Source organism: Lysinibacillus sp. EB271-A1-10B (genome assembly GCF_058791335.1).
Genome location: NZ_JBYTDL010000011.1, coordinates 95,045 through 118,436, shown reverse-complemented (window position 1 = coordinate 118,436; position 23,392 = coordinate 95,045). Strand labels below are relative to the sequence as shown.

Here is a 23,392-nt window from a genome sequence, read left to right as displayed (position 1 = left end):
ATTATTTGCCTCCTTCCACAGATTTCTTCGTAGGAAGAACTTCACCACGGTAGATCCATACTTTAACGCCTAATTTACCGTAAGTAGTGTCAGCTTCTGCGTGTGCATAGTCGATGTCAGCACGTAGAGTATGAAGTGGAACAGTTCCTTCACTATAGTGTTCAGCACGCGCGATATCAGCGCCACCTAAACGACCAGATACTTGTGTTTTAATTCCTTTTGCACCAGCACGAATTGTGCGTTGGATCGCTTGCTTTTGCGCACGACGGAATGATACACGGTTTTCTAATTGACGAGCGATGTTTTCAGCTACTAGACGAGCGTCAAGATCAGCACGTTTAATTTCGATAATGTTGATGTGTACACGTTTACCAGTTAAATCGCTAAGGTATTTACGAAGATTCTCAACTTCAGAACCACCTTTACCGATTACCATACCTGGTTTCGCAGTGTGAATTGTAATGTTTACACGGTTTGCAGCGCGTTCGATTTCTACTTTAGAAACAGAAGCGTCTTTAAGAGCCGTTTCAATATATTTACGCACTTTGATGTCTTCGTGAAGTAGAGTTGCATAGTCTTTTTCAGCGTACCATTTTGACTCCCAGTCACGAATAATACCAACGCGCAGTCCTATTGGATGTACTTTTTGACCCACGGATTAACCCTCCTTCTTCTCAGATACCACTAGAGTGATGTGGCTTGTGCGTTTGTTAATTGCGCTTGCACGTCCTTGTGCACGTGGACGGAAACGTTTTAATGTTGGACCTTCATCAACGAATACTTCAGAAACTACTAAAGAGTTGATGTCAAGATCGTAGTTATGCTCAGCGTTAGCAACTGCAGATTTTAATACTTTTTCAACGACTGGAGACGCCGCTTTTGGAGTATGACGTAAAATTGCAACTGCCTCACCAACTTGCTTGCCTCGGATTAAGTCTACAACTAGACGGACTTTACGAGGAGCAATGCGAACAGTACGAGCGATAGCTTTAGCTTGTGTCATTAGGATTTACCTCCTCTCAAAATTAGCGTCTTGTTTTCTTGTCGTCTGCACCGTGACCTTTGTAAGCACGTGTTGGTGCGAATTCACCAAGTTTGTGGCCTACCATATCTTCTGTTACGTATACAGGAACGTGTTTACGTCCATCATAAACAGCAATCGTTAAACCGATAAAAGTCGGGAAAATTGTAGAACGGCGAGACCAAGTTTTGATAACTTGTTTTTTCTCAGAAGCCTCTTGCGCTTCCACTTTTTTCATTAAGTGGTCATCAACAAAAGGTCCTTTTTTCAAGCTGCGACCCATGTAGGAACCTCCCTCCGTGATTCCACCACGGCTCTCACATAGAACCGTAGTTTAACCACTTTATTTTTTACGACTACGGATGATGAATTTATCCGTTTTGTTTTTCTTCTTGCGAGTTTTGTAACCAAGTGCTGGTTTACCCCAAGGAGTCATTGGTGATTTACGTCCGATTGGAGAACGTCCTTCACCACCGCCGTGTGGGTGATCGTTAGGGTTCATTACAGAACCACGAACTGTTGGGCGTTTACCTAACCAACGGCTACGACCTGCTTTACCGATGTGTACTAGTTCGTGTTGTTCGTTACCAACTTGACCGATTGTAGCGCGGCAAGTAGCTAACACTAAACGTACTTCACCAGATTGTAGACGAACGATTACGTATTTGTCTTCACGACCAAGTACTTGTGCAGAAGTACCAGCAGAACGTACTAATTGTCCACCTTTACCAGGTTTTAACTCGATGTTATGGATTGTAGTACCCATTGGAATGTTTGCTAATGGTAATGTATTACCTACTTTAATATCAGCATCTGGACCAGATACGATTGTTTGACCAACCTCTAGACCTTTTGGTGCTAAGATGTAAGCTTTTGCTCCATCAGCGTAGTTGATTAATGCGATATTCGCAGAACGGTTTGGATCATATTCAATAGTAGCAACTTTAGCCGGAATGCCATCTTTTACACGTTTGAAATCGATAACACGGTATTGCTTCTTATGTCCACCGCCATGATGACGAACAGTGATTTTACCTTGGTTGTTACGACCAGCTTTGCGTTTAGTTGGTTCAAGCAATGATTTCTCAGGCTTGTTAGTTGTAATTTCCGCAAAGTCTAAAGACGTCATATTACGACGACCATTAGAGGTAGGTTTATACTTTTTAATCGCCATTGTGTTTCCCTCCTTCTTGATTGTTCAAATCATAAATCCATAAAGGATTACATTTCGAATAATTCGATTTCTTTGCTATCAGTAGTTAATTTAACAATCGCTTTACGACGTTTGTTAGTGTAACCACCGTAGCGGCCAACGCGTTTGAATTTACCTTTGTAGTTAAGAACGTTTACTTTCTCAACTTTCACACCAAAGATTTCTTCTACAGCGTCTTTTACTTGAGTTTTGTTAGCGCGAGTGTCTACTTCGAAAGTATACTTTTTCTCTGCCATAAGTTCTGAAGAACGCTCAGTAATGACTGGACGTTTTAAAATATCACGTGCTTCCATTATCCAAGCACCTCCTCAACTTTTTCTACTGCAGACTTTGTGAATACAACTTTATCGTGACCTAATAGATCAAGAACGTTGATTCCGTTTGCAGTTAAAACTGTTACACCAGGGATGTTACGAGCAGATAATGCTACGTTTTCATCTAGGTCAGCAGTTACGAATAAAGATTTTTTCTCTAAAGAAAGATCTTTAAGGATTTTTGTGAATTCTTTTGTTTTTGGTGCTGCTAGTGAAAGAGCATCAAGAACTAAGAAGTTCTGTTCTACTACTTTAGCTGATAAAGCAGATTTAAGAGCTAAGCGACGAACTTTTTTCGGTAATTTATAAGAATAGCTACGTGGAGTTGGGCCGAATACGACACCACCACCGCGCCATTGTGGAGAACGGATAGAACCTTGACGAGCACGACCAGTTCCTTTTTGACGCCATGGTTTACGACCACCACCAGCAACTTCAGAACGGTTTTTAACCTTGTGATTACCTTGACGTAGAGAAGCACGTTGTGCAACTACAGCGTCGAATAATACTGCTTCATTTGGTTCGATTCCGAAGATCGCATCGTTTAATTCGATTTCACCAACTGAAGCACCTGTTTGACTAAGTACAGATACTTTTGTCATTCCTGTTTCCTCCTTTCCTTAGGTGATTACTTAGCTTTAATTGCAGTTTTAACTGTAACTAGAGCTTTTTTAGAACCAGGAACATTACCTTTAACAAGTAGTAAGTTACGTTCCGCATCAACTTTCACGACTTCTAAGTTTTGGATTGTAACTACTGTGCCACCCATTTGACCAGGTAATTTCTTTTGTTTGAATACGCGGTTCGGAGCAACTGGACCCATTGAACCAGGACGACGGTGGTAACGAGAACCGTGGGCCATAGGACCACGAGATTGACCATGGCGTTTAATTACACCTTGGAAACCTTTACCTTTAGTAACACCTGTTACATCAATTACATCGCCTTCTGCGAAAATTTCTACTTTGACTTCTTGACCAACTTCGTATTCTTCAACGTTCACGTTGCGGAATTCACGAATGAAGCGCTTAGGAGCAGTGTTCGCTTTTGCTACGTGACCTTGTTCTGGTTTGTTAGAAAGCTTAACGCGCTTGTCTTCGAAACCAACTTGGATAGCTTCGTAGCCATCTGTATCAGCAGTTTTCTTTTGAAGAACTACGTTTGGAGTAGCTTCGATAACTGTTACCGGGATTAAATCGCCGTTTTCAGCAAAAACTTGTGTCATACCAATTTTTCTACCTAAGATTCCTTTAGCCATTTGTCACACCTCCTGTAAGTTTTGAATAGTTATATTTTTACCATTAAAGTTTGATTTCGATATCAACGCCAGATGGTAAATCAAGTTTCATTAACGCGTCAACAGTTTGTGGTGTTGGGTTAACGATATCGATCAGACGTTTATGCGTACGCATTTCGAATTGTTCACGAGAATCTTTGTACTTGTGAACGGCACGAAGAATCGTGTACACAGACTTCTCAGTTGGAAGTGGAATCGGACCTGATACACTTGCACCTGAACGTTTTGCAGTTTCCACAATTTTCTCAGCAGACTGATCTAAAATACGGTGATCATACGCTTTTAAACGAATACGAATCTTTTGTTTTGCCATTATTTTCCCTCCTTCTCGCCTATTTTCTAGACATTCTCCACGAAAATTTTCCGTCACACCGCCATGGCAAAGCGGCCGGGTGTGTCGGCAACCTCTCGTTTCATCGCAGTCAAAGACCAACATTCAACATTATACCCAATAAAAAAAGAATAAGCAAGTCTTTTCGCTAAATTCTTTTAAATGTTGTTGATATTCTTACTACTAATATTTCTCGTTCCTCTAAACCGTTTACTAGTATATAAAATTCTCATGCACTTTGCAACACATAAGGTTGTTATATCAACGTTTTCGAATATTTCAAACAATAACAAACTGCAAGAACTAGTTTGTAAAGGACTGGTGAACTCAATTTGAAGATGATGCACTTAGTTATGACGGCATTAACAATCTATAATCTCATAAAGACAAAAAAAGCAGCCTCTAATAGTTAGAAGCCGCTCTTTCTATTACTTATAAGAAAAATACACATGCAACCCAGCCAAATATAATAAGTGGGATGTTTATAAAAATAAACGTTGGCACACATGTATCCCAAATGTGATTATGCTGTCCATCTACATTTAAACCTGCAGTTGGTCCAAGAGTAGAATCTGAAGCAGGAGAGCCTGCATCACCTAAAGCACCTGCTGTACCTATAAGACAGATAATCGCCAAAGGACTCATTCCTAACCCTTGTGCGAGAGGCACAAATAAGGTTGCAATAATAGGTACTGTCGCAAAGGATGAACCAATCCCCATCGTCACTATTAAACCGATGACCAACATTATCAATATAGCTAGACTCTTATTGCCTTGGAGAATTGATAGCGAGTTTGCGATTAAGCTATCTACATGACCCGTGGCGTTAATAACAGATGCAAAACCATTTGCAGCGATCATCACAAAACCGATAAAGGCCATCATCTTCATTCCCTCAGAAAGAATCTCATCTGCCTCTCTCCATTTAAGTGCACCAGTAAAATACATCATCATAATTCCTGCAAAGGCGCCTACAATCATCGAATCAGTATAAATTTGTGCACATAGAGAGACAATTAAAGCCACAGTCGTAGAAAAAATAACGAACTTACTGACCTGAACGTTTAAAGACTCTGTATCAACATCTTTATTTTGATATTGTCTAGGTTTTCGATATACGAAAAAGGCTACACATAATCCAATTAACATCCCCAGAACGGGTATAGCCATCGCTACTGGTACATCACGTGAAGATGCCTCCATACCTGCCTTGGTAACTTGAGTAGAAACGATATCTTGGAAAATAGCTCCGAAGCCAGCAGGTACGAAGCTATACGTTCCTATTAAACCAACAGCAATTAATGTAGCAATCACTCGTCGGTCTACTTCTAACATATTTAATACCCTTAAAATCGGAGGGATCAATAACGGGATAAAGGCTATATGAATTGGAATTAAGTTTTGCGAGAAAATAGACATCATAAAGATCAGTAGGAAAATTAAAACCTTTACTAAACCTTTTCGATTACTTGTACCATTTTTATTTAATATGTTTAAAATCCCTGCAATCATTAATTCAGGAATTCCTGTTTTTGAAATGGCAATAGCGAAACCACCAAGCAACCCATAACTTAAAGCAATCGTTGCGCCTGCTCCTAATCCTTCTGTAAATGATTGTACAGTTGCTTCAATACCCATGCCGCTTGTTAGACCTCCTGCGAAGGCGCCCAACACAAGAGAAAGAACAACATTGATACGGAGCAAGCTTAATATTAACATGACAGCCACGGCCACAATTACTGCGTTCATTTTAACACTTCACTTTCGTACACTAGATTACTAATATACTAAACTTTAATCGTCTAATACTTGAAAGTCAAGTTGTTTTTATACCCTGGAAAAATCCCCTAGATTCAAACAACAAAAAAACAGTATGACCTTAACTAATCATACTGCTTTTAGACTTCTTCCTATTTATAACGATCCACGAATGACTTTTTTATAATAACCAACAGAAAGTACAGCGAAGATAGCATATAACGCTATATAGCAGCTCATAGCAATCCACAATGGTGCGGTTAACTCTGAACCGAATAAAAACCATCCTGACTTAACAGCAAAGTAACTATGAAGTAGCCCTATTATTAATGGAACACCAAAATTAAAGGCTTGTTTCATATAAATACCTTTCATAATATCTTTTTCAGCGAAGCCAATTTTTCTTAATATCGTATAAGAGCCTCGCTCCTCTTCAGCCTCAGACATTTGCTTAAAGTATAAAATACTACCTGTTGTCATTAAAAATGCTAATCCTAAAAATGCTGCGGTAAATATTGTAATTCCTAATGATTCAATATTCCCCTTACGTTCTTCTTCATAGGATTGTATAAGGTTTGGATAATTTTCTTCATTTAATTGTATATATAACTTCTCTGCTTGAGCTAAATCACTTTTATTCTTTATCTTAATAGAAGTTTGTTTGTGCCATTCAGAAGCGCTTGAATAAGTAGCTAGTTTTTCAAACAATGCATCTGAAACTACAAAAATCGGTCCCCCAGGCCCAGCAGTCACAGTACCACTTATAATACTTTCATGTTGAACATCTTTGACATGAAGCGTTTCTTCTTTAGGTACCTCTGGACCTCCAGGAGTGACAACAACATCACGATCCTTTTCAAGTGGAAACATCTCTGCCATATAACCACCATAGTTTGTTAATATAACATCATTATCCGAAACGGAAGCTTCAGGAACTATTTGTTGATAATCAGAAAGTGGGATTGTATAAATGATTCCTTCTAAACCAAAAAGGGGATTATCTTTATTTTGCTGTTCTTTCGATAATAGCTGTGAAAAGGAAGCTGAAACACTCTGCAATCGGAAATCGCTTTTATCAAAAGCAATATGATTGTCCTCTAGCTTCTTTAAAAATTCCTGGTCCTTATCTTCAAGTAAAACGTAATCACCAGGTACTCGGCTATATGCCGACGATTCTGATGAATAATACGAAATATACGCTAAAGTTGTAACCCCAAGTGAAACACCTGTTAAAACCGTAATAAGCGTTAAGGATTTCGCATTACCCTTCATACGATGCATAATCGGTGTTAATGCTAATACATCACGCACAGTTAAATGTCCATTTTTCTTAAGACGAATTGAATTCATAATAAATGCTACAGAGAAACGGAAAACAAGGAACGTCCCACCTATGGTAGTTGCTAAAATAATAATCATATTAAGTGTTAAATTACCCTGAGAGTTAATATCAAAGAGCTTCGTTGATGCATAGTAGCCATATGCAATAAATACAAGTCCCAAAAAGCCAATAACCATTTGTAATGGGCTGAAACGTTTTACGCGCTCATCGGCTTGCTTAGAAGCACTGAATAATGATAGTAATGATACACGGTAAATCATCAAAGCCATTTGCACAAGTACGATGACTAGTAGAATGGCAAATACTGAGATAGACTGCTGTAATGCCTCTGTACTAAATGTCATCGTCACAAGTGCCTCTTTTTCGAGTACGCGCAGTAAAACCATTGCAAATAAGCGTGAACTAAAGAACCCTGCAAGTATACCTAAAACGACCGCGCCTACAAATAATAAGATACTTTCTACCGCTAATAAACGTACGATAAGCCCCTTTGTCATCCCTATTAGCTGATACAAGCCTATCTCCTTACTACGACGCTTCATAAATAGATGGTTGGCATATAGGACGAAAAATAAGACAATAAAGTACAGCATATAGGTTGCTGCTTTAAAACCCGCTGTGGCCGTACCGCTCTTCTCTACTGTAGCGAGCACTTCAGCATTATTTTGCAATGTCACAAAAGAAAAATATAAAGTCACACTAAAAATAAGTGCGAAAAAATATAAATAATAATGCTTCATATTTTTCTTCATACTGCGCAATACGAGTTTACTAAGACTCATAGCCGTCACCGCCTAGCACACTTTGCGTATGCATGATTTCTTGGAAAAATGCCTGTCTCGTTTTATCTCCTTTATATAGCTCACTATAAATAAGTCCGTCCTTTAAAAATAAAACACGTGTACAAAAACTTGCTGCTACCGCATCATGCGTAACCATCATAATTGTTGCTTTTTTTGACTCATTAATACTTTGTAGATTTTTCAAAAGTGCAGTAGCTGATTTAGAGTCAAGTGCGCCTGTAGGTTCATCAGCAAATACAAGTGAAGGATTTGTAATTAGTGCCCGAGCTGCCGATGTACGTTGCTTTTGACCACCTGATATTTCATTTGGATATTTGTTTAAAATCTCAGCAATACCTAATAAATGTGTAAGCTCCTTTACACGACTCTCTGCAACAGCCTTTGGTAGTCTGCCAATAGCTAATGGTAGTAGAATATTCTCTTTCACCGTTAGTGTATCTAATAAATTATAATCTTGGAATATGAACCCCAATTGTTCACGACGGAAATTAGCTAACTCCTTCTCCTTCATACCACGTAAGTTTTGACCATTTATTTCAATAACACCTTCTGTAGCAAAGTCGATTGAACACAAAACATTTAAGAGTGTTGTCTTCCCAGATCCTGAAGGTCCCATAATGCCAACAAATTCACCTTGATTTACTTCTACATCAATACCCTTTAACACTTCTTGGGCTGTTGATTTTTTACCATATACTTTTTTTACTTTACGACCAATTAAAACCGCCACTTGTAAACGCCCCTTTCTATAGTTCAAGTGTACCCTGTCTACGTCGGCAATTCGTGTGTTTTACATGACAATATAAAAAGGTAGGTGACAATTTCGTCATCTACCTGTTAGTTTGACATATTCATTTTGTAATGGAAAACGTAATGTAAATATCGAGCCTTCACCTACACTAGATTGGACGGTAATACGGACGCCAATTTTCTGTGCCACATTATGTGCTAAGTATAGACCCATACCTGTAGATTGTGCAGACTCCCTTCCGGCTGTTCCAGTGTACGATTTATTAAATATTCGTGGTAGATCCTCCTGACGAATACCAATACCTGCATCTTTTATATGTAATAGTGTTGCCCCAGTAGCATCTACTTCAGTAAATATCAATACCTCTGAATTTGCGGGACTATATTTAATCGCATTGGACAGAATTTGTCGGATGATAAAGGCTAGCCATTTGCCGTCCGTCGTCACTGTATCTGTTAACTCTTCCACATCAAAACCAATACCTTTTTCTATACACCATGCCTGCATAGCTCTTATTTCTTTATAGACAACGGTTTTTAGTTCAATGTCCATCATATAATTATCTTTTTCAATAGAAGCTAATCGTGTTTGGTGTAGCTGCTGATCAACCAATAAATGCAGTCTTAGCCATTCTGTCTCTAATTTACGACGTAATGTCAAATCTTCTACGCGATCCAGCATTAAATTAACTGCAGTTAAAGGTGCCTTTACTTCATGAACCCATGCTAGAAGTTCATCCGAATATTCCTGCAGCTGTACCTTTGCTTGATTTAACTCTGTGTTCTTACCGTAGAGAACTTCTTCAATTTTCGTAAAGTATGCCGTTTGAAAAGGCGATAACACTAAATTTTTGCTATGCACGTCATCAAATTGGTTTTCAACATTTCCTAGGAAATTTTTCAGCCGCCCTACTTCTACTACGTATCGCCAAAAAAGAAAGATCATAAAGCTAATAAGCATGCTAATGTTAATATACAAAATCGAGATTCCCACTAATCCAACGTCTAAAGAAAATAAAACATTGATCAAAACGATGATAAAAACAAAAAAGCCTATCCATGCGAGGCGTTCTCTTAAAAATAAAATGAGCATTGTCCATCACGTCCCTTGTGTTAAAGCCATATAACCTAGTCCCTTTTTAGTTAAAATCACTTCTTGTAACCCTATTTCCTCAAGCTTAGTACGTAATCGATTAACATTTACCGATAATGTATTATCATTGACAAAGCGTTCATCGTCCCATAACTTTCTCATTAAATCATCTCTAGAAACAATTTGATCGACCTTCTCCACTAATACACGTAAAATAAAGAGCTCATTTTTAGTTAATGAAGCAAGCTTACCCTCATACATAATTTCACTGCGCGCATAGTCAATAACTGCACCATTAAACCGTGTAACATCCATTGATTCTTCTATATAATCATATGTACGACGTAAAACGGCTTGTACCTTTGCAAGTAATACCTCCATATGGAACGGCTTTTGTACAAAATCATCTGCACCCATTTGCATTGCCATAACCATATCCATTGGATGGTCTCGTGAAGATAGAAAGAGAATGGGCACCTTTGAAATATGACGTAATTCACGACACCAATGAAAGCCATCATAGGCAGGTAGCTGAATGTCTATCAATACAAGCTGGGGTTTTTCCTCAATAAAATCGTCCATTACCTTTTGAAAATCTTTAGCACCTACAACTTGAAGAGACCACTGTGCAAAACGTGTCTGGATCATTTCGAAAATGGATGGATCGTCTTCTATCAACAATATTTTCATCTCCACTTGCAAACCCTCCTTCCAAGAAATGTTTATTATGTATATTGAAAGGGATGCGATTCTACACTCTACAGGCTGTATTAGATTTTATCCCCAGCAATTTCGTAGATAAAAGATTTTCTTCCCACTTTATCATGCTGAAATTCTTATGCTCTTTGGCATTTCAGCCAGTATGTATACATAAGATAATCTAATTAAAATAAAATTATCAAATGTTTTTAACTTATTTTAACATAAAAAACCAATCTGTAAGCGTCCCTACAGATTGGTTTTGAAAATAAGCTAAATGCTTAAATTATTTTTGGATAGAAGCAACTACGCCAGCGCCTACAGTACGGCCACCCTCACGGATAGAGAATTTAGTACCTTCTTCAAGAGCGATTGGAGCGATAAGTTCTACTGTCATTTCGATGTTATCGCCAGGCATTACCATTTCAACGCCTTCTGGTAAGTTACAGATACCTGTTACGTCAGTTGTACGGAAGTAGAACTGAGGACGGTAGTTAGTGAAGAATGGAGTATGACGGCCACCCTCTTCTTTTGATAAAACATAAACTTCAGCTTTGAAGCTTGTGTGTGGAGTGATTGAACCTGGTTTAGATAATACTTGACCACGTTGGATATCTTCACGAGCTACACCACGAAGTAAAGCACCGATGTTGTCACCAGCTTCAGCATAGTCTAATAATTTACGGAACATTTCTACACCAGTTACAGTTGTAGATTTAGCTTCTTCAGTAATACCTACGATTTCAACTACGTCACCAACTTTAACTTGACCACGTTCAACACGGCCAGTTGCAACTGTACCACGACCAGTGATAGAGAATACGTCCTCTACTGGCATCATGAATGGTTTGTCAGTTTGACGTTCTGGAGTTGGGATGTAAGAATCTACAGCGTCCATTAATTCAACGATTTTTTCTTCCCATTCTGCTTCGCCTTCAAGAGCTTTAAGAGCAGAACCTTTGATTACTGGAAGATCGTCACCTGGGAAGTCATATTCAGATAGTAGGTCACGGATTTCCATTTCTACTAATTCTAATAATTCTTCGTCGTCTACCATATCACATTTGTTCATGAATACTACTAAGTATGGAACACCTACTTGACGAGATAAAAGGATGTGTTCACGAGTTTGTGGCATTGGGCCGTCAGCAGCAGATACTACTAAGATACCGCCGTCCATTTGTGCAGCACCAGTGATCATGTTTTTAACATAGTCAGCGTGTCCTGGGCAGTCAACGTGTGCATAGTGACGAGTATCAGTTTCGTATTCTACGTGAGAAGTATTGATTGTGATACCACGTTCTTTTTCTTCTGGAGCGTTATCGATATCAGCGTATGATTTAGCTTCTCCACCCATTTTTTTAGAAAGAACTGTTGCGATAGCAGCAGTTAAAGTAGTTTTACCATGGTCAACGTGTCCGATTGTACCAATGTTAGCATGCGTTTTTGAACGGTCGAATTTTTCTTTAGCCATTAGAGATTGCCTCCTCAAAATTATATGTTTATATTTTTTAAAAATTTATAGAATGATTGCTGATGGCGAACGGGCCCATCCGCCATCCCACAATCATAGCTTACAAATTAGTTATACTTTATGCAAGATGAAAATTCAATTATTCACCTTTATTTTTTTTAACGATTTCAGCAGCGATCGATTTTGGAACTTCTTCATAATGATCGAATGTCATTGAGAATACCCCACGACCTTGTGTTGCTGAACGAAGAGTTGTTGCATATCCAAACATTTCCGATAAAGGAACCATTGCACGAACAACTTGTGAGTTACCGCGAGCTTCCATACCCTCAACGCGTCCGCGACGAGAAGTAATGTTACCCATGATATCACCAAGGTATTCTTCTGGAATTACAACTTCTACTTTCATCATTGGTTCTAAGATAACCGCGTCACATTGTTTAGCAGCTTCTTTAAGAGCCATAGATGCAGCAATTTTGAACGCCATCTCATTCGAGTCAACGTCATGGTAAGAACCGAATACTAATTTCGCTTTAATGTCGATAAGTGGGTAACCAGCTACTACACCGCGGTCAAGAGAGTCACGAAGACCAGCTTCTACAGCAGGAATGTATTCACGAGGTACTACACCACCAACGATAGCGTTTTCGAATTCGAAGCCTTTACCTTCTTCATTTGGAGAGAACTCAATCGTTACGTCACCATATTGTCCACGACCACCAGATTGGCGAGTGAATTTACCTTGAACTTTTGCAGAGCTACGGAATGTTTCACGGTAAGATACCATTGGAGCACCTACGTTAGCTTCTACTTTAAATTCACGGCGCATACGGTCAACTAAGATATCAAGGTGAAGCTCACCCATACCTGAGATGATTGTTTGACCAGTTTCTGTGTCAGTGTGAGCACGGAAAGTTGGATCCTCTTCTTGAAGTTTTTGTAAAGCTTGACCCATTTTATCTTGGTCAGCTTTTGATTTTGGTTCTACAGAAAGAGAAATTACTGGCTCAGGGAATTCCATTGATTCAAGAATAACTAGGTTTTTCTCGTCACATAGAGTATCACCAGTAGTAGTATCTTTAAGACCTACTGCTGCTGCGATGTCCCCAGCGAATACTTTAGATATCTCTTCACGAGAGTTTGCGTGCATTTGTAGGATACGACCTACACGCTCACGTTTACCTTTAGAAGAGTTTTGTACGTATGAGCCTGATTCTAATGTTCCAGAGTACACACGGAAGAAAGTTAATTTACCTACGAATGGGTCAGTCATAACTTTGAATGCAAGAGCTGAGAATGGCTCTTCATCTGAAGAATGACGTTCTAATTCTTCGTCGCCATCAACATCAGTACCTTTGATTGCTGGTACATCTAATGGAGATGGTAAGTAATCGATAACTGCATCTAACATTGGGCGTACGCCTTTGTGTTTGAATGCTGTACCACAGATTACTGGGTAGAATTCTACTGCGATCGTAGCACGACGGATAGCCGCTTTAAGTTCAGCAACAGAAATTTCTTCGCCTTCTAAATATTTTTCCATGATTTCTTCATCAACACTTGCAACAGCATCGATTAATTTTTCACGGTATTCTTCAGCTTGTGCGCGGTGTTCTTCAGGGATTTCACCTTCAGTCACTGCTGTACCTTTTTCGTCACCATAGAAAGTAGCTTTCATTTCAACTAAGTCAATGATTGCTGAGAACTGATCTTCAGCGCCGATAGGTAATTGGATAGGGTGAGCGTTTGCTTGTAAACGTTCGTGTAGAGTTCCTACAGAATATAGGAAGTCTGCACCTGTTTTATCCATTTTGTTAATGAACACGATACGTGGAACGCCGTAAGTTGTAGCTTGACGCCATACTGTTTCAGTTTGAGGCTCAACACCAGATTGAGCATCAAGAACTGTTACAGCACCATCAAGTACGCGTAGTGAACGTTCAACTTCTACAGTGAAGTCTACGTGTCCAGGAGTATCGATGATGTTTACACGGTGGCCGTTCCATTGAGCTGTTGTTGCAGCAGAAGTGATTGTAATACCACGTTCTTGCTCTTGCTCCATCCAGTCCATTTGAGAAGCGCCTTCATGAGTTTCACCAATTTTGTGAATCTTACCTGTGTAATAAAGGATACGCTCAGTTGTTGTTGTTTTACCAGCATCAATGTGAGCCATGATCCCAATATTACGTGTATTCTCTAGGGAGAATTCGCGTTTCATAGGTATTTCTCCTTCCATATTGGGCGTATGCGGTTTAGATATTGATTACCAACGGTAGTGAGCGAATGCTTTGTTCGCTTCTGCCATTTTGTGCATATCTTCACGTTTTTTAACTGATGCACCTGTGTTGTTAGAAGCATCAAGGATTTCGTTAGCTAAACGCTCTTCCATAGTTTTTTCACCACGAAGACGAGCGTAGTTAACTAGGTAACGAAGACCTAAAGTTGTACGACGTTCTGGACGTACTTCTACTGGTACTTGATAGTTAGAACCACCAACACGGCGAGCACGAACTTCAAGAACTGGCATTACGTTGTTTAGAGCAGCTTCGAATACTTCAATTGGATTTTCACCAGAACGTTCTTTAACGATATCGAACGCACCGTATAAAATCTTTTGAGAAGTACCTCTTTTACCATCAACCATCATTTTATTAATTAAACGAGTTACTAGTTTTGAACTATAAATTGGATCTGGTAACACGTCACGTTTGGAAACAGGACCTTTACGAGGCATGTGTTTTCCTCCTTTCGAATAGTTATCGATTTATTTTATAAGAATTATTTTGTCATAGTTGACTGGCAAATTCCCAATCTGCTAGCAAGATTAAAAATTTGCGACAACTATTTTAAAGTTCATTATTAAGCAACGCTTAATAATGTTAAATTATTTTTTTTCTTTAGGGCGTTTTGTTCCGTATTTAGAACGTGATTGTAAACGACCGTTTACACCAGCTGTATCAAGAGCACCACGTACGATATGGTAACGAACACCCGCTAAGTCTTTTACGCGTCCGCCACGGATAAGAACAACACTGTGCTCTTGTAAGTTGTGGCCTTCACCTGGGATATAAGCAGTTACCTCGATTTGGTTAGTTAAACGTACACGAGCGTATTTACGTAACGCTGAGTTTGGTTTACGAGGTGTCATTGTACCTACACGAGTACAAACTCCGCGTTTTTGTGGAGATTTAACGTCAGTTAAAGATTTTTTAAATGAGTTATATCCTTTGTTTAACGCTGGTGATTTTGATTTCGTGCTTTTAGATTGACGAGGCTTACGTACTAATTGGTTAATTGTAGGCATCGATTTTTCCTCCCTTCATTTATTCCTTGTTAATACCACACATCCAGGTGGTTCATTTTTTGGGTAAAAACAAAGTCTTTGTGTTTAATACACAAAAACTACTCTACAGTAATCGCAACTACTGCAGCTCCAACATGGATTCCACAGGCCTTGCCCAGTTTCTTTTTCGACTCAACAAGAGTAACTGGTATACCGATTTCTCTCGCGAAAGATATGGCCGAATCGGTTACCCAATTGTCTGCATCAAGTGCCACAAAAAGTTCTTTCACTGAACCGGCTCGCATTGCTTTTACTGTTTGCTTTGTACCTATGATTGTTTGACTATCCCTTACTCTATCATAAGACATTTTCATATCCTCCGAAGTACAGACAGTTAACTATCAACCTTCAATATATTATCATTACCAATTTCGACTGTCAACTCATATCTTTAAAAAGTCCGAAGAGATGATAAAAATACATCTCCTCGGCACTTATTTTAATGATTATTCAGCAGAAATTAGGTTTTCTGTCTCAAGCTCATCTTTTTCAATACGGATTTGACGGTAACGTTGCATACCAGTACCTGCAGGAACAAGTTTACCGATAATTACGTTTTCCTTCAGACCAAGAAGTTCATCACGTTTACCTTTAATAGCAGCATCCGTTAACACACGAGTTGTTTCTTGGAATGATGCAGCAGATAAGAATGATTCTGTTTCAAGAGACGCTTTTGTAATACCAAGGATCACAGGACGACAAGTTGCAGGGTTTTTGCCATTCATAACAGCATCTACGTTTGCCTCTGAGAATTGGTGAATATCTAGTAATGAACCTGGTAATAATTCTGTATCTCCAGCTTCAATTACACGTACTTTACGAAGCATTTGGCGAACCATTACCTCGATATGTTTATCACCGATTTCTACCCCTTGCATACGGTATACTTTTTGTACTTCTTTTAACAGGTATACTTGAACTGTTGAAACGTCTTTAACTTTTAACAATTGTTTTGGATCGATAGAACCTTCTGTTAATACTTGACCACGTTCTACAAAGTCGCCTTCTTGTACTTTCAGACGAGCATTGTAAGGTGCTGCGTATTTACGTGTTTCTACTTCACCTTCAATTGTAATCTCTTTTAGACCTTCACGAATTTCAGTGATGTCTGAAACAGTACCTGCGATATCAGAAATAACTGATTGACCTTTAGGATTACGTGCTTCGAAAATCTCTTGGATACGTGGAAGACCTTGTGTAATATCATCCCCGGCAACCCCACCTGTATGGAATGTACGCATTGTTAACTGTGTACCTGGTTCACCGATTGATTGAGCCGCAATAATACCAACTGCTTCTCCAACTTCAACCTCTTCACCTGTTGCTAAGTTCATGCCGTAACATTTTTTACATACGCCATGTTTTGTATTACATGTAAACGCAGAACGGATTGTAACTTCTTCGATACCTAGCTCTATAATGTTACGAGCGATATCTTGGTCGATTAAACCGTCTTTTTCTAAAATTACATCGCCCGTTTCTGGATGATGGATTGTTTTCTTCGTATGACGACCGATAATACGTTCATCTAACGCTTCAATTAGCTCTGTGCCTTCCATTAACGCACCGATTGTTAAACCACGGTCAGTTCCACAGTCATCCTCACGAACGATAACATCTTGTGCTACGTCAACAAGACGACGTGTTAAGTAACCTGAATCGGCAGTTTTTAGGGCTGTATCGGCAAGACCTTTACGAGCACCGTGAGTTGAGATGAAGTACTCTAATACCGTTAAACCTTCACGGAATGAAGATTTAATTGGAAGTTCGATGATACGACCAGCCGGGTTGGCCATCAGACCACGCATACCAGCTAACTGTGTAAAGTTAGATGCGTTACCACGGGCACCTGAGTCAGACATCATAAAGATTGGGTTTGTTTTCTCAAGCGACTTCATTAGCTTAGATTGAATTTCATCTTTCGCAGCACTCCAGCTTGAGATAACGCGATCATAACGCTCATCTTCCGTGATGAAACCACGACGGAATTGCGCTTGAACTTTATCTACTTTTTCTTGAGCTACCGCTAAAATTTCGCCTTTGTCTGGTAATACGACGATGTCAGATACACCTACTGTGATACCAGCGCGTGTTGAATATTTGAATCCTAGGTTCTTCATGCGGTCAAGCATTTTAGATGTTTCAGTAATGTGGAAACGTTTAAATACTTCAGCAATGATATTACCTAAGAATTTTTTACGGAATGGATTTACAACTGGTACTGATGCAAAGTGTTTGCGCAGTACAGCTGTGCGTTGTGCTTCTACTTTACCTTTTTCATCAAGTCCCTTATAAGCAGCATCTGCTTCAAGCTCTTTTAACGTTTCTTCATCAATTGTTAAGTTAACGAAGTAGTTGCTTGGTGTTTCTTGCTCTAAGTTGAAATCAGTTGGCTCATTAATGTATGGGAATGATTTAGGCAAGATTTCGTTAAAGATTACTTTACCAACAGTCGTTAATAAGAACATATTATTTTGTTCCTCAGTAAATGTTGGGTTATTTAACGAGCTTGCTTTAATCGCAATACGAGTATGCAAATGAACATGACCTGTATCATATGCAATTAATACTTCGTTTGGTCCATAGAAAATTGTTCCTTCGCCGCGAGCTGTTTCACGTTCAAGTGTTAAGTAGTAGTTTCCTAATACCATATCTTGAGATGGTGTTACAACTGGTTTACCGTCTTTCGGGTTCAGGATATTTTGTGCAGCAAGCATTAGAAGACGAGCCTCTGCTTGCGCTTCCGCTGATAATGGTACGTGAACCGCCATTTGGTCACCATCGAAGTCAGCGTTATAAGCTGTACATACTAATGGGTGAAGACGAATAGCACGACCTTCAACTAGTGTTGGTTCAAACGCTTGAATACCAAGACGGTGAAGCGTAGGTGCACGGTTTAGTAATACTGGATGCTCACGAATAACATCTTCTAAAACGTCCCATACATCGTTGTTTAAACGCTCTATTTTACGTTTAGCAGATTTAATATTATGAGCTAGGCCACGTTCTACTAACTCTTTCATTACGAAAGGCTTGAATAATTCAATTGCCATTTCTTTTGGTAGACCACATTGGTACATTTTTAAGTTTGGACCTACTACGATAACCGAACGACCAGAGTAGTCAACACGTTTACCAAGTAAGTTTTGACGGAAACGACCTTGTTTACCTTTCAGCATATGTGAAAGTGATTTTAATGGACGGTTACCAGGACCTGTTACAGGACGACCACGACGACCGTTATCAATTAATGCATCAACAGCTTCTTGTAACATACGTTTTTCGTTTTGTACGATGATACTTGGAGCACCAAGGTCTAGTAAACGTTTTAAACGGTTATTACGGTTGATTACACGACGATATAAATCGTTTAAGTCAGAAGTTGCGAAACGGCCACCATCTAATTGCACCATCGGACGAAGCTCTGGTGGAATAACCGGTAGTACATCTAAAATCATCCATTCAGGAGAGTTACCTGAGTTACGGAATGATTCAACAACTTCAAGACGTTTAATGGCACGCGTACGTCGTTGACCTTGTGCTGATTTTAACTCTTCTTTTAAAGAATGAGTTTCATCTTCAAGATCAATTTTGCCTAATAATCTTTTAATTGCTTCCGCACCCATAGATGCTTCGAATGTGTTGCCGAACTTTTCGCGATATGCACGGTACTCTTTTTCAGAAAGTAGTTGTTTACTTTCTAAGTTTGTAGCACCTGGCTCGATTACAACGTAAGAAGCAAAGTAAATTACTTCTTCTAGTGCACGTGGGGACATATCTAAAATAAGACCCATACGGCTAGGAATACCTTTGAAGTACCAGATATGTGAAACTGGTGCTGCTAATTCGATGTGGCCCATACGTTCACGACGAACTTTCGCGCGTGTTACTTCAACACCACAACGATCACAAACTACGCCTTTGTAGCGTACACGTTTGTATTTACCACAATGACACTCCCAGTCCTTAGTTGGACCGAAAATACGCTCACAGAATAAACCATCTTTTTCTGGTTTTAAAGTACGATAGTTAATTGTTTCAGGTTTTTTAACTTCACCGTATGACCAAGAACGGATCTTGTCAGGAGAAGCTAAACCAATTTTCATATATTCAAATTCATTAACGTCTATCAAGGAGCCTACCTCCCTCTAGTATAGGTCTTTATAAAGACTCTTTTACGCAGCTCGATAATCGTTTGCAAGAATCATTTCTCTTTAGCAAAAGATTAAAAATAGAATAATTTATTAAAAGAAGAAGCCGGACAGGGCGTTAAATCCTGCCCGACTAATTTGAAAAATAACTTTGACCGTGTTCACTAATAATGTGAATTAACGTTTTCCATTATTCAAAAGACTCTACTGGCTCTTCTTCTGTATCTTTCTGTGGTGCAATGTTAAGTGCATCAGCTGGTTGAAGATCTTCTTCTTCGTCTAAATCGCGAAGCTCTACCTCTTCATCATTGACTGTTAACATTTTCACATCCATACCAAGAGATTGAAGTTCTTTAATCAATACTTTGAATGATTCAGGAACGCCTGGCTCTGGTACACTTTCACCTTTAACGATTGCTTCGTATGTTTTCACACGACCAACAACGTCATCGGATTTAACTGTTAAGATTTCTTGAAGTGTATAAGCAGCACCGTATGCTTCAAGTGCCCATACCTCCATCTCACCAAAACGTTGTCCACCGAACTGTGCTTTACCACCAAGTGGCTGTTGTGTAACAAGTGAGTATGGACCAGTTGAACGCGCGTGAAGTTTATCATCAACCATGTGAGCAAGTTTGATCATGTACATGATCCCTACTGATACACGGTTATCAAATGGTTCACCTGAACGTCCATCATACAGGATTGTTTTACCATCACGGTTCATACCTGCTTCTTCCATCGTTTCCCAAACATCTTCCTCGTTGGCACCATCAAATACTGGAGTTGCCATATGAATGCCTAGGGAACGAGAAGCCATACCTAAGTGTAATTCTAAAACTTGTCCGATGTTCATACGAGAAGGTACACCAAGTGGGTTTAACATGATATCAACAGGAGTACCGTCTGGCATGAATGGCATATCCTCTTCCGGTAAGATACGAGAGATAACCCCTTTGTTACCATGACGTCCGGCCATTTTGTCCCCTACGCGGATTTTACGCTTTTGAACAATGTAAGCACGAACTAATTGGTTAACACCTGGTGGTAATTCATCGCCATCTTCACGGTTAAATACTTTTACGTCAAGAATAATACCGCCAGCACCATGTGGTACGCGTAATGAAGTATCACGTACTTCACGAGCTTTTTCACCGAAGATAGCATGTAATAAACGTTCTTCAGCTGTTAATTCTGTAACCCCTTTAGGCGTTACTTTACCTACAAGAATGTCACCGTCACGTACTTCCGCACCAACGCGAATGATACCACGTTCATCTAAATTACGAAGTGCATCTTCCCCGACGTTTGGAATATCACGAGTGATTTCTTCAGGTCCTAATTTTGTATCACGAGACTCTGATTCATATTCTTCAATATGAACAGATGTATAAACATCGTCTTTTACAAGGCGTTCGCTCATAATAACAGCATCCTCATAGTTAAAGCCGTTCCAAGTCATGAACGCAACAAGTACGTTACGACCAAGAGCAAGTTCACCATTTTCCATAGATGGACCATCTGCTAAAATGTCACGTGGTTTCACACGTTCGCCAACTTTTACAAGTGGACGTTGGTTGTATGAAGTACCTTGGTTAGAACGAATGAATTTTTGTAATTTATATTTTGTTAAATCGCCTTTAACCTCTTTACCGTCAACGACTTCAATACGGCGAACATGGATAGAGCGAGCTTCAACGTGCTCAACAATACCATCATATTTCGCTACTACAGCCGCACCTGAGTCACGCGCATCAACGTGTTCCATACCAGTACCAACAAATGGTGCTTCTGGGTTAAGAAGAGGAACTGCTTGACGTTGCATGTTGGCACCCATAAGTGCACGGTTCGAGTCATCGTTTTCTAAGAACGGGATACATGCAGTCGCAGCTGACACTACTTGTTTAGGTGATACGTCCATGTAGTCCATTTGCGATTTGTTAAATACTGTATTATCCCCACGGAAACGGCCTACTACTTCTTCTTTAGCAAAAGTACCATCAGGATTTAATAGTGAGTTCGCTTGTGCTACATAGTAGTTATCTTCTTCATCAGCTGTTAAATAATCAATTTGATTCGTTACTGCACCTGTTTCGTGGTCAATACGACGATAAGGTGTTTCAATGAATCCGAATTTATTTACTTTGGCAAATGAAGATAATGAGTTAATTAAACCAATGTTTGGACCCTCTGGTGTCTCGATTGGACACATACGACCATAGTGAGAATAGTGAACGTCACGTACTTCGAAACCAGCACGTTCACGTGTTAAACCACCAGGTCCTAATGCAGATAGACGACGTTTATGCGTTAACTCTGCCAATGGATTTGTTTGGTCCATGAATTGTGATAACTGAGAGCTACCAAAGAACTCTTTGATTGACGCAATTACTGGACGAATATTAATTAATTGTTGTGGTACGATTGCTGCTGTATCGTTAATAGACATACGCTCACGTACTACACGTTCCATACGAGATAAACCGATACGGAATTGGTTTTGTAGAAGCTCACCAACAGAGCGTAGACGACGGTTACCTAAGTGGTCGATATCATCTGTTGCCCCTACTTGGTAAAGTAAGTTGAAGAAATAACTTACTGAAGATAAAACGTCAGCAGGCGTAATATTCTTCACTTCTTCATCGATGTACGCATTACTAATAATATTGATTTCTTTTTGCGCTTCATCTTTTGGTGCATAAATTTTAATAGACTGGATTGTTACATCATCCTCAAGCACTCCACCTACTTGCGATAAAGTGCGGAAACCGATTCCTTTAGATGAATCTTCTAAATACGGTAAGATTTTATCTAAAGTACGACGGTCAAGAACTGTACCTTTTTCTACTAAAATTTCGCCTGTTTCTGGATCTACAAGCGTTTCAGCAATCGTTTGGTTAAATAAACGATTTTTGATATGAAGCTTTTTATTCATTTTGTAGCGACCAACATTCGCTAAATCATAGCGTTTCGCATCAAAGAAACGAGAGTATAATAAACTCTTCGCACTTTCAACTGTTGGTGGCTCACCTGGGCGTAAACGTTCATAGATTTCTAAAAGTGCTTTTTCAGTACTTTCAGAGTTATCTTTTTCTAACGTATTACGTAAAAATTCATTGTCACCGATAATATCGATAATTTCTTGGTCTGAACCGAAACCTAATGCACGAAGTAACACTGTTACTGGTAGCTTACGAGTACGATCAATACGCACGTATACTACATCTTTCGCGTCAGTTTCATATTCCAACCATGCACCACGGTTTGGAATAACTGTTGCTCCGAAACCTTTCTTACCGTTTTTATCAGTTTTATCATGGAAATACACACTTGGTGAACGAACTAATTGTGAAACGATAACACGTTCAGCACCATTGATAATGAACGTACCTGTTTCTGTCATTAATGGGAAGTCACCCATAAAGACATCCTGTTCCTTCACTTCGTCTGTTTCTTTGTTGTAAAGACGTACTTTCACACGTAATGGAGCTGCGTAAGTAACATCTCGCTCTTTACACTCATCGACTTCATACTTAGGATCTCCTAATGAATAATCGATGAATTCTAATGAAAGATTACCTGTAAAGTCCTCGATCGGCGAAATGTCACGGAACATTTCACGTAGACCTTCTTCAAGGAACCACTCGTAAGACGCCGTTTGAATCTCAATCAGATTTGGAAGCTCAAGCACCTCGTTAATACGCGCAAAGCTTCTACGCTGGCGGTGTTGTCCATACTGAACTAGTTGACCTGTCAACTCATTCACCCCTCAATAAAGCGATATTAGGTCTTTGCAAAATCAT

20 protein-coding genes are annotated in these 23,392 nt (G+C 39.4%); all 20 read right to left on the bottom strand.

Features of this window, described 5'->3' with window-relative positions; genetic code table 11:
• Position 1: 1 nt before the first annotated feature.
• A complete protein-coding gene (gene rpsC, locus AC3WSK_RS15480) occupies positions 2–655 on the bottom strand; it encodes a 30S ribosomal protein S3 (protein ID WP_049662850.1) in 654 nt (217 codons plus the stop codon).
• A 3-nt stretch (positions 656–658) separates the two neighbouring features.
• On the bottom strand, positions 659–1,003 hold the full coding sequence (gene rplV, locus AC3WSK_RS15475) for a 50S ribosomal protein L22 (protein WP_004233639.1): 345 nt from the start codon (positions 1,001–1,003) through the stop codon (positions 659–661).
• A 22-nt stretch (positions 1,004–1,025) separates the two neighbouring features.
• Positions 1,026–1,304 carry a 30S ribosomal protein S19 gene (gene rpsS, locus AC3WSK_RS15470; RefSeq protein ID WP_049662848.1) on the bottom strand — a complete coding sequence of 93 codons (279 nt, stop codon included), beginning with the start codon at positions 1,302–1,304 and terminating at the stop codon, positions 1,026–1,028.
• A gap of 60 nt (positions 1,305–1,364) precedes the next feature.
• A complete protein-coding gene (rplB, locus tag AC3WSK_RS15465; RefSeq protein WP_079562364.1) occupies positions 1,365–2,195 on the bottom strand; it encodes a 50S ribosomal protein L2 in 831 nt (276 codons plus the stop codon).
• Positions 2,196–2,242: 47 nt separating this feature from the next.
• Positions 2,243–2,527 (bottom strand): 50S ribosomal protein L23, encoded by a 285-nt coding sequence (gene rplW, locus AC3WSK_RS15460; RefSeq protein WP_079562365.1) that lies wholly within the window; start codon positions 2,525–2,527, stop codon positions 2,243–2,245.
• Positions 2,527–3,150 carry a 50S ribosomal protein L4 gene (gene rplD / locus AC3WSK_RS15455; RefSeq protein ID WP_079562366.1) on the bottom strand — a complete coding sequence of 208 codons (624 nt, stop codon included), beginning with the start codon at positions 3,148–3,150 and terminating at the stop codon, positions 2,527–2,529. The genes rplW and rplD overlap by 1 nt, the downstream gene beginning before the upstream one ends.
• Before the next feature lie 26 nt (positions 3,151–3,176).
• Entirely contained in the window at positions 3,177–3,806 is a 630-nt protein-coding gene (rplC, locus tag AC3WSK_RS15450; protein ID WP_079562367.1) for a 50S ribosomal protein L3, read from the bottom strand.
• Positions 3,807–3,849: 43 nt separating this feature from the next.
• Positions 3,850–4,158 (bottom strand): 30S ribosomal protein S10, encoded by a 309-nt coding sequence (gene rpsJ / locus AC3WSK_RS15445; protein ID WP_004233624.1) that lies wholly within the window; start codon positions 4,156–4,158, stop codon positions 3,850–3,852.
• Between the two features lie 450 nt (positions 4,159–4,608).
• The gene (locus AC3WSK_RS15440; RefSeq protein ID WP_492414220.1) at positions 4,609–5,925 is read right to left on the bottom strand and encodes a Na+/H+ antiporter family protein; all 1,317 of its coding nucleotides are present in this window, start codon (positions 5,923–5,925) and stop codon (positions 4,609–4,611) included.
• 165 nt (positions 5,926–6,090) lie between these two features.
• Positions 6,091–8,058: an FtsX-like permease family protein gene (locus AC3WSK_RS15435; RefSeq protein WP_079562369.1), complete on the bottom strand. Its 1,968-nt coding sequence runs from the start codon at positions 8,056–8,058 to the stop codon at positions 6,091–6,093.
• Positions 8,048–8,809, bottom strand: coding sequence for an ABC transporter ATP-binding protein (locus tag AC3WSK_RS15430; protein WP_079562370.1), 762 nt, complete (start codon positions 8,807–8,809; stop codon positions 8,048–8,050). Before AC3WSK_RS15430 ends, AC3WSK_RS15435 begins: the two co-directional genes overlap by 11 nt.
• Before the next feature lie 96 nt (positions 8,810–8,905).
• Positions 8,906–9,922, bottom strand: a complete 1,017-nt coding sequence (locus AC3WSK_RS15425) for a sensor histidine kinase (protein WP_079562371.1) — start codon at positions 9,920–9,922, stop codon at positions 8,906–8,908.
• A 6-nt stretch (positions 9,923–9,928) separates the two neighbouring features.
• The gene (locus AC3WSK_RS15420) at positions 9,929–10,612 is read right to left on the bottom strand and encodes a response regulator transcription factor (RefSeq protein ID WP_427483887.1); all 684 of its coding nucleotides are present in this window, start codon (positions 10,610–10,612) and stop codon (positions 9,929–9,931) included.
• Between the two features lie 295 nt (positions 10,613–10,907).
• Entirely contained in the window at positions 10,908–12,095 is a 1,188-nt protein-coding gene (tuf, locus tag AC3WSK_RS15415; RefSeq protein WP_079562372.1) for an elongation factor Tu, read from the bottom strand.
• Between the two features lie 139 nt (positions 12,096–12,234).
• Positions 12,235–14,313, bottom strand: coding sequence for an elongation factor G (fusA, locus tag AC3WSK_RS15410; RefSeq protein WP_492414219.1), 2,079 nt, complete (start codon positions 14,311–14,313; stop codon positions 12,235–12,237).
• Between the two features lie 45 nt (positions 14,314–14,358).
• Complete coding sequence (gene rpsG / locus AC3WSK_RS15405) at positions 14,359–14,829, bottom strand: 30S ribosomal protein S7 (RefSeq protein WP_079562374.1); 471 nt, start codon at positions 14,827–14,829, stop codon at positions 14,359–14,361.
• 150 nt (positions 14,830–14,979) lie between these two features.
• On the bottom strand, positions 14,980–15,399 hold the full coding sequence (gene rpsL, locus AC3WSK_RS15400; protein ID WP_008181595.1) for a 30S ribosomal protein S12: 420 nt from the start codon (positions 15,397–15,399) through the stop codon (positions 14,980–14,982).
• Positions 15,400–15,497: 98 nt separating this feature from the next.
• Positions 15,498–15,746 (bottom strand): ribosomal L7Ae/L30e/S12e/Gadd45 family protein, encoded by a 249-nt coding sequence (locus AC3WSK_RS15395; protein ID WP_079562375.1) that lies wholly within the window; start codon positions 15,744–15,746, stop codon positions 15,498–15,500.
• Positions 15,747–15,884: 138 nt separating this feature from the next.
• Positions 15,885–19,571: a DNA-directed RNA polymerase subunit beta' gene (gene rpoC / locus AC3WSK_RS15390; RefSeq protein WP_079562376.1), complete on the bottom strand. Its 3,687-nt coding sequence runs from the start codon at positions 19,569–19,571 to the stop codon at positions 15,885–15,887.
• A 208-nt stretch (positions 19,572–19,779) separates the two neighbouring features.
• Positions 19,780–23,355: a DNA-directed RNA polymerase subunit beta gene (gene rpoB / locus AC3WSK_RS15385; protein ID WP_170938996.1), complete on the bottom strand. Its 3,576-nt coding sequence runs from the start codon at positions 23,353–23,355 to the stop codon at positions 19,780–19,782.
• Positions 23,356–23,392 lie beyond the last annotated feature (37 nt).

Coding starts and splice junctions, on each gene's coding strand:
- rplV (WP_004233639.1), bottom strand. CDS start 1,003: ATGACACAAGCTAAAGCTATCGCTCGTACTGTTCGCATTGCTCCTCGT.
- rpsS (WP_049662848.1), bottom strand. CDS start 1,304: ATGGGTCGCAGCTTGAAAAAAGGACCTTTTGTTGATGACCACTTAATG.
- rplB (WP_079562364.1), bottom strand. CDS start 2,195: ATGGCGATTAAAAAGTATAAACCTACCTCTAATGGTCGTCGTAATATG.
- rplW (WP_079562365.1), bottom strand. CDS start 2,527: ATGGAAGCACGTGATATTTTAAAACGTCCAGTCATTACTGAGCGTTCT.
- rplD (WP_079562366.1), bottom strand. CDS start 3,150: ATGACAAAAGTATCTGTACTTAGTCAAACAGGTGCTTCAGTTGGTGAA.
- rplC (WP_079562367.1), bottom strand. CDS start 3,806: ATGGCTAAAGGAATCTTAGGTAGAAAAATTGGTATGACACAAGTTTTT.
- rpsJ (WP_004233624.1), bottom strand. CDS start 4,158: ATGGCAAAACAAAAGATTCGTATTCGTTTAAAAGCGTATGATCACCGT.
- AC3WSK_RS15440 (WP_492414220.1), bottom strand. CDS start 5,925: ATGAACGCAGTAATTGTGGCCGTGGCTGTCATGTTAATATTAAGCTTG.
- AC3WSK_RS15435 (WP_079562369.1), bottom strand. CDS start 8,058: ATGAGTCTTAGTAAACTCGTATTGCGCAGTATGAAGAAAAATATGAAG.
- AC3WSK_RS15425 (WP_079562371.1), bottom strand. CDS start 9,922: ATGCTCATTTTATTTTTAAGAGAACGCCTCGCATGGATAGGCTTTTTT.
- AC3WSK_RS15420 (WP_427483887.1), bottom strand. CDS start 10,612: ATGAAAATATTGTTGATAGAAGACGATCCATCCATTTTCGAAATGATC.
- tuf (WP_079562372.1), bottom strand. CDS start 12,095: ATGGCTAAAGAAAAATTCGACCGTTCAAAAACGCATGCTAACATTGGT.
- fusA (WP_492414219.1), bottom strand. CDS start 14,313: ATGAAACGCGAATTCTCCCTAGAGAATACACGTAATATTGGGATCATG.
- rpsG (WP_079562374.1), bottom strand. CDS start 14,829: ATGCCTCGTAAAGGTCCTGTTTCCAAACGTGACGTGTTACCAGATCCA.
- rpsL (WP_008181595.1), bottom strand. CDS start 15,399: ATGCCTACAATTAACCAATTAGTACGTAAGCCTCGTCAATCTAAAAGC.
- AC3WSK_RS15395 (WP_079562375.1), bottom strand. CDS start 15,746: ATGTCTTATGATAGAGTAAGGGATAGTCAAACAATCATAGGTACAAAG.